The sequence below is a fragment of the Bacillus cereus group sp. BfR-BA-01330 genome, from assembly GCF_022663885.1.
Classification (GTDB): Bacteria; Bacillota; Bacilli; order Bacillales; family Bacillaceae_G; genus Bacillus_A; species Bacillus_A cereus.
Map to the genome: position 1 here is coordinate 25209 of NZ_JAKUGK010000009.1, position 14983 is coordinate 40191.

Sequence of the window (14983 nt, forward strand, 5' to 3'; positions counted from 1 at the left end):
TAAATAGACATAGTGCAATGAAGTCCTTACAATAGATTGCAAGGGGAAATATTATATTATACTTTTAGTTAACTTTACAAAGAATACATACGTACAAATACATAACTTAAAATACAAAAAGGAGGAGATACAATGACTAAAAATAATGAAACAGGTTGGAATTTAGATAATAGTTATACGACTTTACCACAATCATTTTATACAGAAATCCCCCCTACTCCCGTAAGCTCACCGGAGTTAGTTAAACTAAACCATTCATTAGCGATATCTCTTGGCTTGACCCCTGAAGAACTGAAAAAGGAAGCTGAAATTGCTATTTTCGCTGGTAATGCACTCCCAGAAGGAGCTCATCCATTAGCTCAAGCATATGCTGGCCATCAATTCGGACATTTTAATATGTTAGGCGACGGTCGTGCTCTTTTAATTGGCGAACAAATTACTCCTTCAGGTGAGCGTTTCGATATTCAACTGAAAGGTTCTGGCCCTACTCCCTATTCACGCCGAGGAGATGGCCGTGCTGCACTCGGTCCGATGCTACGTGAATATATTATTAGCGAAGCAATGTATGCACTCGATATTCCAACTACCCGCAGTTTAGCAGTTGTCACAACCGGTGAACCAACCTATCGTGAAACAAAGTTACCTGGAGCAATTTTAACTAGAGTAGCTAGTAGCCATATTCGCGTCGGTACATTTCAATATGCTGCAGCTCGTGGTTCAATAGAGGACCTGAAATCACTAGCTGACTATACGATAAAAAGGCATTACCCAGAAATTGAATCTCATGAAAACCAATATACTGCATTACTACAAGAAGTCATTAAAAGACAAGCCAGTCTTATCGCAAAATGGCAACTTGTTGGATTTATTCACGGCGTAATGAACACTGACAATATAACGATCAGTGGCGAAACAATTGATTACGGTCCTTGTGCATTTATGGACAATTACGACCAAGGAACTGTATTTAGCTCTATTGACACACAAGGTCGTTATGCATATGGAAATCAACCATATATGGCCGCATGGGATCTCGCACGACTAGCTGAATCTTTAATACCAATTCTGCACGAAGATGAAGAAGAAGCATTAAAAATCGCTCAAGACGAAATTTCGAAATTTAGCGTACAGTATGAAAAACAGTGGTTCCTTGGAATGAAAAAGAAATTAGGACTATTTAGCAACGAAGAACAAGATCACTCACTTATTGAGCAACTTTTAAAAATGATGGAGAAATATAAAGCGGATTACACAAATACATTCCGTTCATTAACTCTTGATGCTATCGAAAATACAGCTCTATTTGAAAGTCCTGAATTTAAAGAATGGTACAAACTGTGGCAATCTCGATTAGACAGACAAGAACAATCGAAAGAAAACGCCTACGAGATGATGAAAAATAATAACCCATCAATCATCCCGAGGAACCACCGTGTAGAAGAAGCATTAGAAGCAGCTGTTACAAATGACGACTATAGCGTAATGGAGAAACTTCTTGAAGCTTTATCAAACCCTTATGCGTATTCTACAGATCAAGAAGAATACTGCATTCCACCTGCACCGACGAATCGCCCTTATCGTACTTTTTGTGGCACTTGATTGTTTAATATGTAAAAAGATGCGTTCATATAAATTGTGTGAACGCACCTTTTTTATATCCCCCCACTCAACTAAAACTTTAAAATGCACATCCCCCGATGCCATTTCTTTAGTTCAAAACAAATTCTACACTATTCCAATAGACTTACTCGTAAGCTTGTTAAACAAATATTGAGAAATATAAAACATCATTTCTAAATATTTTTATTTTTGATACTATATTTTATAAGAATATTCAAAAAGTGAGGGGATTTCATGAACGTTCAACTACAAGGTAATGAACAAATTACAAAATTATTTAATGACTGGTATTTAGCTATGTTAAAACAAGATGTGTCCCAAGCGGCAAACTTAAAGCATGAAATTGAGGAAAAGGAACTAAACTTTGAAGAAGATGAAAACTTAGCATTATACTATTCTCTACTAAATTTTCGTTTCAAAGTTTTAACTGATGGTTTAAGTATCACAAAAGACAGTTTTAATAAGATAGATTCTTACGCGATTTCACCTAATCACCAACTTTCTTACTACTATCATTTATTTAAAGCAATTCATGCTACTTTAACAACAAATTATAATTTAGCAAGTGAACATTATGAAAAAGCTGCGAGACTACTGGTAAATGCCATTGATGATCTAGAAAAAGGGGAATTTAATTATCGAATGGCTATTTTCTATTATCATTTTTACCAGCCAATTGAGGCTATTGAATATGCAACCAAAGCGAAAGAATTCTTCATAAAAGCTGTAGGGTATGAAAAGAATGTCGCCTCTTGTGAAAGCGTATTAGGCGCAGCATTTGTATATTTAAAACAATACGAGCAAGCAGAGGAAAAATATAATTCGGCAATCAACATTTTACAGAAACAGGATGAAGAATCATTACTGTTAAGAGTACGTAATAACTTAGGGTGGCTATATGCTAATCAAAACTTATCAACATTAGCTATTCGTCATTTATCTGAAGTGACAACAAAAATGCCTACACATTTTAAAGCAATTTTCTTACAAGCAAGAGAACATTCTAAACTCGGTGAAATAAATATCGCTTCAGAATTTATTAAAAAAGGATTAAAAATTTGTACAGAACTTAACAATGAAGAATATATGCTTCACTTTAAAATTTTAGAGTCCCTTAACAATAACGAGTCAACTGAAGACTTAGAAAAAATTATTCTTGAAGGAATTACGTATTTCGACAAAGAATCTTTATATAACTATACTCAAGAATATTCAGAAAAGTTAGCCATTAAACTTTACGATGAAAATAACCATATAAAAGCAAGTGAGTATTTTCATAAAGCGTTACAAGCAAAAGAAAAAACGTTTGAGAAAGGGGCATTAAAATGATAAAAAAAATTAGTTCTATCGTTTTAGGATTATCTGTACTAAGTATTGTATCTATTGGTCTAAATAGTTCATTTACATATCAAGCAGGTCATGCGGATTTCCCGGCACCCCAAAGACCTGACCTTGTTCAATCTATTGACGTAAGTAAAGACTACAACTCAACAACAACTGAAAAAGCACTTTAAAAAATGAAAGACCTTCAATTAAGAAGGTCTTTTTAAATACGCTTATTTAGAATATTTCCCTTTCATGTAGGCTTTATTTTCTCATCAACTCCGCAATCCTCTTACTCTCCTCACTACCAACTTTCTCAAGTTTCTCCACAACTAAATTCCGTCTCTCTACAGAATGATTTTGACTTAACTTCGCTTTTCCTTCTATTTTATTTATCTTTATTTTGAATCCAACTATTCCCTTACTTAATCCTCCCATATAATTTGGATCTACATCATTAAGTGAGTAGGTGCTCTCTGGATCTTCATATTTATTTACTAAATCTTGAAGAGAATCTACTAATGTCTTCTCATCTTCAACAATTTCTAATTCACCATATACATGCACTGCAACGTAATTCCATGTTGGTACTGCATTGTTTGTTTCATACCATGACGGAGAGATGTAACTATGTGGTCCTTGAAATATAGCTAGTACTTGCTGAGTCCCAATATCTTTCCACTGTTCATTCGGTCGTGCGAAGTGACCATGTAAAGTAAGGGTCTCCCTATTTAGCAACAACGGCAAGTGCGTTGCATATGGTTCTCCGTTATGTTGAGAAAATAATGTCGCAAAGCTATTTTGTTCCATTATTTCGTACTTCATCTCTTCATCTTGTATTGCGAAATATTTTGGTATGTACATAAGCTCCCTCTTTTCCGCTCTTTTCTATTTTATTTCCTATTATATTTAGTAACCGCATCAATCAACAGGGCCAGTTTGTATTTGTTTTATAATGGCAGCTTTCTATTTCAAAACAATAGGCAGCATGTATTCCATGCTGCCTTAGTTTATTTTTTCTAATATATTTGTAATAAATACGGTCTTACCTTCAATATAACTAGATCGATTTTTCGACTCTCTTGCTAACTCTTCCTTCAAGTTTCCATACTTATTAGCTACTTCAGTATGTTCACGAAGGTAATCTCGAAACGCTATATGCCTTCTCAACTCTTCACTATTTTTATCACACACATATAAATGATGTTCCATCCAAACTGTATTTCCCTCGTTCCATGGAACGAACATATCCTTTCTTCCAAATGCCTCTCTTCCTTTAAAGCTCCATTCTAACTGATGATAGTACCCTATCTTCTCAAGTTTTTTTACTACCTCATGAAAAATTTCGTACTCTTCTATTACAACATCAATATCTAGTATTGGTTTTGATGCAAGCCCTTTAACAGATGTACTCCCAACATGTTCAATGGATAAAATGCTGTCTTCCATCACATCGTTAATGAGAGTTTGTAGCTTATTAAATTCACTTTCCCATTTGATGTTATATTCTTCGATAGTAATTCTCTGTTTCAACGTATCCCTCTCCTCAAAAGCAATTATAATCTTTGAATATGAGTATCCTTAAAATCCGTCTCATATTTCAATCCATATCCAAACATTCGATCCATTCCAATATGTGCTGTCCATATTAAGCCAATCATTATAACGGTATCTATCTTAAAATAGACACCTATTAGAACAATTAATATGGATATGATATATGTATGACATACGTTATATATTTTCGCACCAACGTGATTATTGATCCCATACGCTAACATGGATAAATCCGGCGCAAAAAGGAATACAAAAAATATAATCCAACTAAACTCATATATTGAATACATATAAATCGTGGCTAAAAATACAACCATTCCTTCAAAATGTACAATACGTTTTTGCATTATTTATCATTCCTATTTTTCTATATTTATTGATACATTTTCATCGCTGAAAGTGTTCTTTGCATTTTTTGACCAGATGGTTGCTAATATTGGCCCTGCAATGTTATGCCATACTGCCGCTAATACACTTGGGAGTGCAGCAGCCGGTCCAAAATGCAAAATACTTTCCAGCTATATTACTTATCGCTTCTAGTACTTTCATCCACTCAGCCCCTATCTTTTAATTGAAACACCTTATTCGGATTCAAAATATTTTGCGGATCAAGAGCTTTCTTTATTTTCTCCATTACAAATAATGCCGCCCCATGTTCTTCTTCTTGATACTTTCGTTTTCCGATTCCAACGCCATGTTCTCCTGTACACGTTCCTCCTCGTTTAAGAGCATACAAAACGATACTTTCGTTTATTTCGTCTGCCTTCTTTACTTCCTCTTTATCATTTGCGTCAATCATTAAGAGTACATGGAAATTCCCATCCCCAACATGACCGAGAATACCGCCAATAAGCCCTACTTTATCTAATACCTCTTTCGCATGTTGAATCGCTCCAGCTAATTCCGAAATTGGCACACATACGTCTGTACTCATTAGCTTTTTACCAGGATAACTATGCACGTAAGAGTACGCTAAGTTATGTCTTGCATCCCACAGTTTATTTCTCGCTGCTGTTTCCATCTCAAACGCAATTTCTATACATTTATGATCAAGAACGATTTCTTTCGTAAATTCAATATCTTGCTTTAACCCTGCTTCATTGCCGTGAAACTCTAAAAACAGTGTCGGTTCTTCTCTGTAACTTGTTTCATTGTAATGATTTACTTGTTTCATAGATAATTCATCAACGAGTTCAATTCTCGCGATTGGAATACCTGCTTGTAATATGTTAATTACAGCTTCTACTGCATCATTTATAGTTGGAAACGATGCCCTCGCAGCCATAACATGTTCTGGTATACCGTATACTTTTAAAGTTAACTCCGTGAAACATCCAAGTGTTCCTTCTGAGCCTACGAAAATACCATTTAAATGATAACCTGATGATGACTTCGCCGCTAAATTCCCGGTATGTATTACTCCTCCATCAGCAAGAACAACTTCTAAATCTCGAACTTGATCACGCATTACCCCATACTTTACCGCTGTCGTTCCGCTCGCATTTGTAGCTGCCATTCCTCCTAACGTTGCATCAGCTCCTGGGTCTACACTAAAAAATAATCCATACTTTTTCAATTCTTTATTAAGCTGAGAGCGCGTCACCCCTGGCTGTACTCTCACAAGAAAATCCTTTTCTCTTATTTCAAGTATTTTATTCATAAGAGAAAAGTCCATTGTAATTCCTTTTTCGTAAGGAATTACATGTCCCTCTAAACTGGACCCTACTCCAAATGGAACGACAGCTGTCCCATACTGACTCGCTATTTTCATTATCGCGCTAACTTCTTCGGTCGTTTTTGGAAAAACAACTACATCAGGTAAACTACTACTATGGTAAGATTCATCTTTACTATGTAACTCTCTTACTGTCATATTTATTACTACTCGATCTTCAGGAAGTATGCCTTTTAATTCATTTACTACATGTTCAATTGTTATTTCCATAATCAACTCTCCTTTTTAAGTTTAAAATTAGTATACCATTTTTATACAAAATAATTAGAAAAATAAGATTATTTGACGTGAACATAAAAAAAAGAACCTGCAGCACACGCTACAAGTTCTTTTTCACTACATTTTAAACGATTTCTTTATTAACAACATAAACCAAATTAAAGTAACTGCCATCAACGAATGAGAAAACCCTACAATATAAGTTAACCCTTTAAAGTCAGCTCCATTTAACTGAAGAAGCCCTCTCGCTGCTAGCGAACCTAACATTAAAGTTAATGCAATGTTATGTAAAACAAACCACTTATTAAACCCTTTCACTTCATGAAACGCGAATACTTTTGCTAATCCTAAAGCAATTAAAAAGAAGAAAAAGCCAAGTACAAGTGTATGCGTATGCAAAAGATTTAACAAAGTAGATCCTAAAATCCCTTTATACTTACCATACTCCCTAGCAAAAATCCCTGATAATAAACCGATAATCAAATACGTAAACGATGCATTATATAATTTCTTCATTATGTACCTCCTTGAGTAGAATGTGTAGTGTGTCATATTTAGTAATAATGATAGTTATATAGTAAAAACTCCTAGTCACCTAGGAGTCATTGTATAAGCATCTCACTCTTTACAATCAATCCTAATTATAAAATATCTCTCTATACAAAACAAACGAACTTTATGTGAACAAACAAAGCCCCACTAAAATATGTTGCACTTTTGTTTTACACAATCCATACTAATTGTTATAACTTTTTAAAGGTGGTGTAATAATTGATAGTTCTTAAAACTGAACGTCTTAATCTTCGTTGGTTTGATATAAAAGACGCTCCTTTTATTCTTGATTTAGTAAACGATCCTGCATGGATTCAGTTTATCGGTGACAAAGGAGTTAGAAACTTAGAAGATGCAAAAAATTATATTGTAAACGGTCCTATCGATATGTATAACAAACTCGGATTTGGCCTTTACTTAGTAGAACGCAAAGAAGATCTCACTCCACTTGGTATGTGTGGCCTTATTAAAAGAGATTCATTAGAAGACGTTGATATCGGATTTGCCTTTTTAGAAACATTCCGTTCAAAAGGATATGGCTACGAGTCAGCTTCTGCGATAATCGAATACGGTGTACAAAAGCTCGGCATGAAACGAATTGTAGCAATTACTTCTATAGATAACATCGCCTCAGGAAAGCTTTTAGAAAAAGTAGGATTACGATTTGAGAAAATCATTTCAGATTCAGGAGAAGATTTAAAATTATTTGGATATAACGCATAGTAAAGAAGGTCGCCGTGAATGGTGACCTTCTTTACTATTTTACTGATCTCGTAATAATACTTTTAGTTCCATTATAGTTTTGCAGTAATTCTTGTGATTACTACTATGCCTTTCATATCACATTTTTTGGAAATTCATAGAAATAAAACTTTCACATTTAAATAAATTATATTAATATATCAAATAAAGGAAGTGAGAATAAATGGAACAACCTCTATTTTTATTAGTTCTTCAATTCATTGCATTCATATTAATCATTTGTATCGTATATGGAATGTTGTACAATACCGTATTAAATTTAAATATGCCTAAATGGACTGCACATATAGTAGCTACGGTCTTTTCCCTTGGTATTACCTATCAAGCTTTTATAAATTTTATTTAAAAAACTTTTGTAGCAATTACTTCTATTGTTGATGCAGTAAAGCTTTTAGAAAAAGCAGGATTGCAATTTGAGAGGGTTATTTCAAGATCAGAAAACGTAACCATTTTTTATAAAGTCTTTCCAGCGCAAAATAGTGAAGAAGTTAGTTCCGCTGAAAGTGTGTTTGCATAAAAAGAAATGAATTTAATTGATGCTACAAAAATTTTATTTTAATTCTGGTTCTATTGTTTGGAATCGTTCTAGGGTACCATTTGTGTGGACTTTAAAAATTTTCATTTGCGCACCAAAATGTTGCGTTAAGTAACATGTATCACCAGTTATTAAATTTCCAATCTTCCAATCAGGTTGATATGTACTTTCCATGGAACTTTCTAAATCCCCAATCATTATTAAATTGATATATAATGAAGATGAACTACTCAACATTTTCGTTAAAGATAGTCTATCAACCTCTAACTACCTAATGAACTCAAGTAAACACATCTTCAGTCATTTTAAGAGGTACAAAAGGCACCCTTTCGGGTGATTTTTGTATAAAAATTCTATTTTTTTATATTCGATACCAACCACGAACCTTTTTAAAATAATAATATCATTATGTCTCCTTTTTAGAGATTATTTTTAATTACCTTGAATTTTTTGCACCAGAACCGGAAAATCCCTGACTACTCGAAATATCAACTATCAGGTGCTAATATTCAATAACGCGTACTGAAAATGATTAAACATTTTTATAAACCAGTGGAACATTTAAGAAATCAATTTTTCTCTTATCGAAATTTAATTAGCTTACAGTAATACAGTGGTCATATATTTTTAAGAATAACGGAAGAATATATAGAAATTGCTACAGAAATGTGAAGTTTAATTAATTTAGGAGGAACAAACTTGTTTAATCAGCTTGTAAAAGTTATACCGAATTTATTTACGATTGGAAATTTATTGTGCGGTGTTTTCTCAATCACCTTGAATATGAGTGAATATTTAGGAGCAGCCTCCATTCTCATTTTCTTTTCAGCTGTTTTAGATTTTCTTGATGGAAGAATTGCAAGAAAATTAAAAGTGAACAGTGAGTTTGGCATAGAATTGGATTCCTTAGCTGATATTGTTAGTTTCGGCGTCGCTCCTGCGCTTTTATTTCATACGATAGCAACACCTTCTATTTTAACTTCTTTGGCATTTATCCTATTCCCAACAATGGGTGCTTTAAGATTAGCTAAATTTAGTATTAAACCAACTATTGGATATTTTAAGGGATTACCTATTCCAGCTGCAGGATTATCATTGGCTGGTATGGCATTGTTTTCATATAGTAATGCATGGATTACTTTAATCCTCGCCCTCTTAATGGTAAGTCCCATTAGGTTTAAAAAATTTTAATGAAGATCACGCCCAACGCCATTAAGGAGCATTTTAAATAGATTTAACGCGTCAATAAGTATAAAAAAGCGGGACAATAATATTAAATTAGATGCCCTTCGAAAAATTAAAACCTTGTATTTATGGCTATTGGGTTAATCCATCGATATGTTATTCTGAAACGTCAGTCCACTTTTAACAGGAGCTCCCTTTATCAAGAGAGCTCTTGTTCTTATTTCTTCTTCTTTTCTGTCGGCTGGCTTTGTTTAGCAAAATTAGATGAATCATCAAAATTCGGTTGCTTTTTACCAGCATTATTACTTCTACCTTTTCCCATATGTAATGCACCTCCCCTCCCCCTTACTATTCCCAATAAAAAAATTCTCTTGCATCCAAGAGAATTTTAAATTGGGTTCTTATTGATAATACCTAAGTACTTCCAACACTGCCATTCCATAAAAGATGGATCCAATGTTAAATTATTTAATGCTAAAACAAATATTACATTTTCATATTTAACTGGATAATCAATTAATAATCCTAATGTATTTCCTGAATCTGCGACAATTATGATTCCCTTTTCTAACACGTCATCTATAACTTCTTTTAATTATTCTTACCTAGCATATAATATTTTCCTACACATTGAGATTGCATGTTGTATAAGGAAGCCCTTCTTCTTTCCATGCAAGAAATCCTCCCTTTAAATTCACTACTTCCTTTATACCAGCTCTTTGTAAAATACTAGCTGCTATAGCGGAACGTAATCCGGTTCGACATTGCAAAACTATTGGAAAATTTTTCGGTATATAATCTAGTTGTTCAAATAGATTACCTAAAGTGATATGTATTGCATCATGAAGGTGTCCTTCCTCCCACTCTTTTTTACTACGCACATCGATAACCTTAACGCTTCCACCTTTTATATGCGGATATAATTCAATCGATGTTTTTTCTTTGTAACTTTCAAATCTATCAAGTCTTTGTATTACTTTTAAGGGTGCAAAAGCAATAATATTATCTAACCCAATAGATTCAAATTCTCTAATAACTGCCTCTACTTTAACCTTTTCCTCATCTAGAATTATTAAAGTTTCTTTTTTATAATCTAATAACCATCCACACCAAGTTGTGAAAGAATTGTTATAAGGTATGTTAATTGACTTCTCGATATGACCTGCAGCAAAACTCTCTACATCCCTTATATCAACTATTTGATAAACGCTCTTCAAAACTTCTTGAAGTTCTTCTACTGTATTAATAGCAGTACTTTTTCTCTTCTTACGAATTGGCGGACCATACTTATTTAAATTCTTCATTAATGAAAAATACTTTGGAGGCTCTGGCTGTGCCGTCAATAAAGTCGATATAAAATCACTTTCTTCATTACACCGAAATGCCCAATTGAACATCTTTTCATAACCTAATGTAGAAGTTGGAATTGCTCCTAATGCTTTTCCACATGCGCTTCCCGCACCATGTGATGGCCATATTTGCAAATAATCAGGAAGTATTTTTATTTTTTGTATAGAATCAAATAATTGTTTCGCTCCTATTTTTGCAGTATCTTTAATACCGACTGCAGTTTCTAATAAATCCGGCCTTCCTATATCTCCTACAAATATAAAATCACCTGTGAATATTCCTATCGGTTTATCATTCGTATAATTATTTTGACTTGTATCAGTTACTAAAAAAGAAATACTTTCAGGCGTATGCCCTGGGGTGTGAATTACATTAAATTTTATATGACCTACTTTAAACTCTGTGCCTTCTCTAACCAATTTGTATCGACCTTCGTTAAGATATTGATATTTCCAATCACAATCTCCTTCATCAGATACATATAAATTTGCAGGGTAAAGATTAGAAAGTTCTCTAGACCCAGAAAGAAAATCAGCATGAATATGAGTCTCAGCCGCAGCAATTACTTCCATCCCCTCTTTCTTAGCAAATTCTATATATTGTTCTATATAGCGACTAGGATCAATAACGATTGCTACGCCTTCTTTCTGACAACCGACTAAATAGGAAGCATGTGCTAATTTTTCATCATAAAAATATTTTAAAAGCATAGCTATTCCCTCCAATTAGTTATTTCAAATTAATTTTCAATTTTTGTAACCACTTTTTATCTTCTCCTATAGAATCCCTTTCAACATTAAATTCCAATACATATATGGCAACATATATCTTTTAAGTAAAAACATACTATACCGTTCTTTCGCTTGATTAAATGGAAACGTTTCTTGAGGCTCATGTTCATAGTTAAATTCAGCAAGTATAAGACTTTTATATCCTGTAACAATCGGACATGATGTATATCCATCATATTTAGCCTGTAAATCTCTTCCGCTAAGTACGTCCATAATATTTTGTTTTAAGACGGGTATTTGTTTTCGAATTGCTGCTCCAGTTTTAGAGGTAGGTAAATTGGTACAATCTCCAAGTCCAAAAATATTTTTATATTGCACATGCTGCAAAGTATAAGGGCTTATATCTACCCACCCCTGATGATCACTTATCTCACTCTCTTTAATAAAATTAGGTGGCCCCATTGGCGGAACAACATGTATCATACTATATGGTACGGTTTCTCTTTTTAGTGTTTGCGTATCTTCAAAAATTGCCTCTCTCTTTTCGGCGATAATTTCCACTAGATTTTTATTATAATTCGTTATAATTTGCTTTCTTTCTAGTACTTGTTCTAAAGTATTTGCATATCGTGGAACCTGAAATATGTTATTGTTTGCAGAATAAAATATTACTTTACTTCTGTTTCTTACACCACTATTACAAAAATACTCCTCTGCTAAGTACATAATTTTTTGTGGAGCACCACCGCATTTAATAGGAGTATTAGGGTGGGTAAAAAGCGCATTTCCTCCTTTAAATTTTTCAATTTCTCTCCAAGTAGAATCAACATATGTATAAGAATAATTGCTACATACCCCATTAGTGCCAATAGACTCTTTTAAGCCTTTAATACTGTCCCAATTTATTTGGATACCAGCTGCTACAATAAGAATTTCATACTCAAGTAGCAGTCCGTCATCTAAAAGTATCTTATTTTCAGATGGAAATAACTCAACAACACTTTTAGGGATCCACGTTGCCCCTTTTGGAATAAGCGATTCCTGATTACGCATCGTACTTTCCTTTGAAACAATTCCTCCCCCCACTAAACTCCATAGTGGCTGAAAGTAATGTTTTTTTGATGGATCAATAATTGCTATACTTTCTTTCAATAGGGGTACATTTCGTAATAAATGTGCAGTAGAAGATAGTCCTGCTGTCCCAGCACCAATTACAATAATTTTATAACTATCTCTGGTCTTCATTATCCTCTTCCTATCTAAAATTGATTTTTAAATTAACTAATTAGTAGCCATTTTTTCATCGTAGTAACATGATTATAAGTTAAAAACATCATAGTTTTATCTGATTTAAATGAAAATTTTGTTAATTTTACCATCAACATTACTATATGCGTAAATCCCCTATGTTACTTCCATATTTTAGTTTTAATATTAAAACTAAATATTATTATATAAAATAAAAATAATGCATTAAAATACTTTTCATGAATCCGGATAAGTAATGTTTAAAAAACAACATCTAACATCTTAGATGTTAAAATAAACAAATTCACATACTTCACAAATATGAAAAGTATTAAATATCGCTTAAGTTTCGTTACCTTTTTCTGTATATATTGATAAAAAATTGTGAAATTTTATCGCATTATGCAAGACATTTAATATTAAATATATTACTTTTACTATGAACTAAATGGTTTATAGGGCTTTTCTAAATAAACAAGGTGCTAAATTAATTCTTAAGAAGCCATTATCATTGCATTTATCTAAAAATTTCAAAAAATACACGCAGATGGATATCATCTTAAATACATATATAATTACCTTTAATTTTTTGACACGATTTCACATAATTCTTAAACTGATTTTTTTGCGTGCATTATGAAAAAAATGCACCGTGTCAGTCTTTAAAAGATTATATATCATAACTTTAAGAGAGGCAGGAAAACTATGAAGATGAAAAGAAAAATCTACTGGTTAAATGCTAGCCAATAGATTTTTCTTTTTTATCTAAGGATTCTTTTAAAAGAACAACAATTTTACTACAGTAATCAAGAACAGGTTTCTAAATTAAGTTACTGGAGAATATATAACTCTGGCGCAATATCCCTACCAGCTTTCATTCCAATAATAACTCCATGATATAACGTCAAAGATAAAATCCCTCAACTTAGGTATTTGACTTTTTAAATTTATACAAATGTCTTAGCTCTATGTACTGTGATATATAGGTCCACATCAATATGTTATTGCATCATATACTGAACAGATAATTTAAATTACTTTTATAAAGGATGATGAGGATGAACCTAGAAGATATACAAAAATCCTATGGCGTAATTGTAAGTTTAGGAGGATTGTGTCAAGTCACCAACCAAATCAAAAGACACAATTTAAGAACATTTTCTGGACCTTTAGATTGGTTTTATTATCCATCACTTTCAGATGTAAACAGATTACTTCAAAATCGATTTAAAAAATTCATGAAGTTGGAAAATATGGTTATAGAAGGTTCAGAAAGTTACGGTCTTATTGAATCAGAATTTGATAATCAAATTAAATGGGCAGAACGAATTACCTACTGTATAAAGGACACTTATTATAATTGTTTTTCAATGCATGATTTTCCTATTAATTCCGAAAAGGATTTGAAATCAACCTATCCTTCTTTTAAAGCTAAATTAGACACTAGAATTAATCGATTCCTTGAAAAAATAAATAGTAGTGAATCCATTTTATTCATTAGAATTTGGGGAAATCGAGATGAAGCGGTTGAATTACAAAACGTATTATCTAAAATTACAAATAAGGATTTTAATATTCTTATTGTTAATTTCAAGGAGGGTATATCTAATATTGTTGAACAAAATTGGGGAATATCGAGGGTTTGTTCAATTGAACTCCCACGTTATCAGGATAGATGGGAAGGTGATGATTCCGATTGGGATGTTATTTTAAACAAAATAACATTAACTTAATAATTTTCTTCTTACTTTTAACATGATTTGGCCCGTAAAATCAAATAGGTGTAGAAAAATAAAATTCCTGTCTAATTGATACACACTTAATTAACAAAACGTTCATATAATAATTCGTAAGTCCTTCTTTATTGAATAAATAGTTCTTTACAAAATTAGTTCCATCACTAGAGCACCTTTATGCGGTGCTCTTTTTTGAATTTATAAAATGTAAAAATAGTTGTTCCATTTTCCTTTAAATGGCTAATTCCCTTTGTTATTCTTCTATTGATTTCTGTATAATCATTTATGCGATCAGCATATTCTGCTTATGTAGTGCATTCACGACTACTTACTTCCATACTTTATCTTATATTTTGTCTTCTTGGATATTTCATTATAAGCTTCTTCAATTCCCTTGATTTCCTTCCCCTTCTTTTATCTTAAGAACAAG

Annotated in this window: 15 protein-coding genes and 1 pseudogene; 7 read left to right on the plus strand and 9 right to left on the minus strand. The window is 32.7% G+C overall.

Annotated features, from left to right (window positions below; translation table 11 throughout):
• The first annotated feature begins 132 nt into the window (after nucleotides 1-132).
• From MR112_RS23575 to MR112_RS23585, 3 genes are all read left to right on the plus strand, one after another.
• Entirely contained in the window at nucleotides 133-1599 is a 1467-nt protein-coding gene (locus tag MR112_RS23575) for a protein adenylyltransferase SelO (RefSeq protein ID WP_000164915.1), read from the plus strand.
• Nucleotides 1600-1854: 255 nt separating this feature from the next.
• Complete coding sequence (locus MR112_RS23580; RefSeq protein WP_001102704.1) at nucleotides 1855-2949, plus strand: Rap family tetratricopeptide repeat protein; 1095 nt, start codon at nucleotides 1855-1857, stop codon at nucleotides 2947-2949.
• Nucleotides 2946-3134, plus strand: a complete 189-nt coding sequence (locus tag MR112_RS23585; protein WP_000592010.1) for a Phr family secreted Rap phosphatase inhibitor — start codon at nucleotides 2946-2948, stop codon at nucleotides 3132-3134. The genes MR112_RS23580 and MR112_RS23585 overlap by 4 nt, the downstream gene beginning before the upstream one ends.
• 73 nt (nucleotides 3135-3207) lie before the next feature.
• Here the strand turns inward: MR112_RS23585 and MR112_RS23590 are convergent, their stop codons facing one another.
• The 6 genes and pseudogenes from MR112_RS23590 to MR112_RS23615 all read right to left on the minus strand — a co-directional run bounded on the left by MR112_RS23590 (nucleotide 3208) and on the right by MR112_RS23615 (nucleotide 6970).
• Nucleotides 3208-3807, minus strand: a complete 600-nt coding sequence (locus MR112_RS23590; RefSeq protein ID WP_000275796.1) for an FMN-binding negative transcriptional regulator — start codon at nucleotides 3805-3807, stop codon at nucleotides 3208-3210.
• 141 nt (nucleotides 3808-3948) lie between these two features.
• Nucleotides 3949-4476 carry a GrpB family protein gene (locus MR112_RS23595; RefSeq protein ID WP_059303544.1) on the minus strand — a complete coding sequence of 176 codons (528 nt, stop codon included), beginning with the start codon at nucleotides 4474-4476 and terminating at the stop codon, nucleotides 3949-3951.
• 23 nt (nucleotides 4477-4499) lie between these two features.
• The gene (locus MR112_RS23600) at nucleotides 4500-4847 is read right to left on the minus strand and encodes a DUF4260 domain-containing protein (protein WP_001172060.1); all 348 of its coding nucleotides are present in this window, start codon (nucleotides 4845-4847) and stop codon (nucleotides 4500-4502) included.
• Nucleotides 4848-4859: 12 nt separating this feature from the next.
• Nucleotides 4860-5003, minus strand: a pseudogene (locus MR112_RS23605) (bile acid:sodium symporter family protein); the annotation flags it as partial.
• A gap of 50 nt (nucleotides 5004-5053) precedes the next feature.
• Nucleotides 5054-6445, minus strand: a complete 1392-nt coding sequence (locus MR112_RS23610) for an FAD-binding oxidoreductase (RefSeq protein WP_098214412.1) — start codon at nucleotides 6443-6445, stop codon at nucleotides 5054-5056.
• A 126-nt stretch (nucleotides 6446-6571) separates the two neighbouring features.
• Nucleotides 6572-6970: a DUF2871 family protein gene (locus MR112_RS23615; protein ID WP_000737891.1), complete on the minus strand. Its 399-nt coding sequence runs from the start codon at nucleotides 6968-6970 to the stop codon at nucleotides 6572-6574.
• A 255-nt stretch (nucleotides 6971-7225) separates the two neighbouring features.
• Between MR112_RS23615 and MR112_RS23620 the strand changes: the two genes are divergently transcribed.
• Complete coding sequence (locus tag MR112_RS23620; RefSeq protein WP_029442937.1) at nucleotides 7226-7729, plus strand: GNAT family N-acetyltransferase; 504 nt, start codon at nucleotides 7226-7228, stop codon at nucleotides 7727-7729.
• A 202-nt stretch (nucleotides 7730-7931) separates the two neighbouring features.
• Nucleotides 7932-8114, plus strand: coding sequence for a hypothetical protein (locus MR112_RS23625; protein WP_000437513.1), 183 nt, complete (start codon nucleotides 7932-7934; stop codon nucleotides 8112-8114).
• A 204-nt stretch (nucleotides 8115-8318) separates the two neighbouring features.
• On the opposite strand, the gene MR112_RS23630 is transcribed toward MR112_RS23625, so the two are convergent.
• On the minus strand, nucleotides 8319-8501 hold the full coding sequence (locus MR112_RS23630) for a DUF5065 family protein (protein WP_002041581.1): 183 nt from the start codon (nucleotides 8499-8501) through the stop codon (nucleotides 8319-8321).
• A gap of 501 nt (nucleotides 8502-9002) precedes the next feature.
• Here MR112_RS23630 and pssA point away from each other — a divergent pair.
• Nucleotides 9003-9494 (plus strand): CDP-diacylglycerol--serine O-phosphatidyltransferase, encoded by a 492-nt coding sequence (gene pssA, locus MR112_RS23635; RefSeq protein WP_061655026.1) that lies wholly within the window; start codon nucleotides 9003-9005, stop codon nucleotides 9492-9494.
• 617 nt (nucleotides 9495-10111) lie between these two features.
• On the opposite strand, the gene MR112_RS23640 is transcribed toward pssA, so the two are convergent.
• Both MR112_RS23640 and MR112_RS23645 read right to left on the minus strand, forming a co-directional pair.
• Nucleotides 10112-11548 (minus strand): MBL fold metallo-hydrolase, encoded by a 1437-nt coding sequence (locus tag MR112_RS23640; protein WP_242245506.1) that lies wholly within the window; start codon nucleotides 11546-11548, stop codon nucleotides 10112-10114.
• A gap of 66 nt (nucleotides 11549-11614) precedes the next feature.
• Complete coding sequence (locus tag MR112_RS23645) at nucleotides 11615-12814, minus strand: FAD/NAD(P)-binding oxidoreductase (RefSeq protein ID WP_000857313.1); 1200 nt, start codon at nucleotides 12812-12814, stop codon at nucleotides 11615-11617.
• A 1061-nt stretch (nucleotides 12815-13875) separates the two neighbouring features.
• Between MR112_RS23645 and MR112_RS23650 the strand changes: the two genes are divergently transcribed.
• Nucleotides 13876-14550, plus strand: a complete 675-nt coding sequence (locus MR112_RS23650; protein ID WP_001047153.1) for a papain-like cysteine peptidase — start codon at nucleotides 13876-13878, stop codon at nucleotides 14548-14550.
• The last annotated feature ends 433 nt before the right edge of the window (nucleotides 14551-14983 follow it).